We start from the raw sequence: 823 nt of genomic DNA on the forward strand, positions 1-823 counted from the left end.
CCCTCCTCCAGCACCTGCACGCTGAGCGCGCCGCCGGTCATGCCGCGCAGCGAGGTGGTCAGCCAAAGCTGGTCGTAGTTGCCGCAACCGGAATCCAGGCAGACCACCAGGGACGGCGCGCCGATGCGCTCGGCGAGGTGGTCGACATAGTAAGGCAGGTCGTAGCTGCCCGATTCCTCGCAGGCCTCGATCACCACCACGCAACGGGCGTGGTCGAGGCCCTGATCGCGCAGCGCCAGGATGGCGCTCAGCGCGCCGAACATGGCGTAGCCGTCGTCGGCGCCGCCGCGGCCATAGAGCTTGTCGCCCTTGATCACCGGCGTCCACGGCCCGAGGTCGTCGGCCCAGCCGGTCATTTCCGGCTGCTTGTCGAGGTGTCCGTACAGGAGGACCGTCTCGGCGCCGGCGCCGGGAATGTCGATGAAGATCAGGGGGGTGCGGCCCTCCAGGCGCACGACCTCGACCGAGGCGCCCGCAAGCCCGGCGAGCTTGGCCTTCGCCCAGGCCTCGAAGCGGCCGACCACCTGCTCCATGTAGCCGTGCTCGACCCACTTGGGATCGAACATCGGCGACTTGTTGGGGATGCGGATGTACTCGACCAGTTCGGGGACGATCTCGGCGTCCCACAGGCCCTCGATGAACGACTTGATCTTGGCGGTGTCCATGCCGCGAGCTCCTGAAAGCGATGTCCTGCCGCCGCGCCGTCGGCGCGGCTGTATCTGTTTTCGAATGGGTTAGCCCATCCGCCCTACCGCGTCAGCGGCGCCGGGTGAAACCCGATCGCTCCGCGAGAGGGTTTTCTGACCCCTCTTCGGGGAATGAA

The 823-nt window shown here is 67.4% G+C and carries 1 protein-coding gene; it reads right to left on the reverse strand.

All coding sequences use genetic code 11. The features are described from left to right. Positions 1-665, reverse strand: a 665-nt coding sequence (locus F2B26_RS16500) for a M20/M25/M40 family metallo-hydrolase (protein ID WP_159811173.1), incomplete at its 3' end; no start/stop codon positions are given. Between the last annotated feature and the right edge of the window lie 158 nt (positions 666-823).

It is taken from the genome of Cellulomonas citrea (assembly GCF_009829685.1).
GTDB lineage: Bacteria > Actinomycetota > Actinomycetes > Actinomycetales > Cellulomonadaceae > Cellulomonas > Cellulomonas citrea.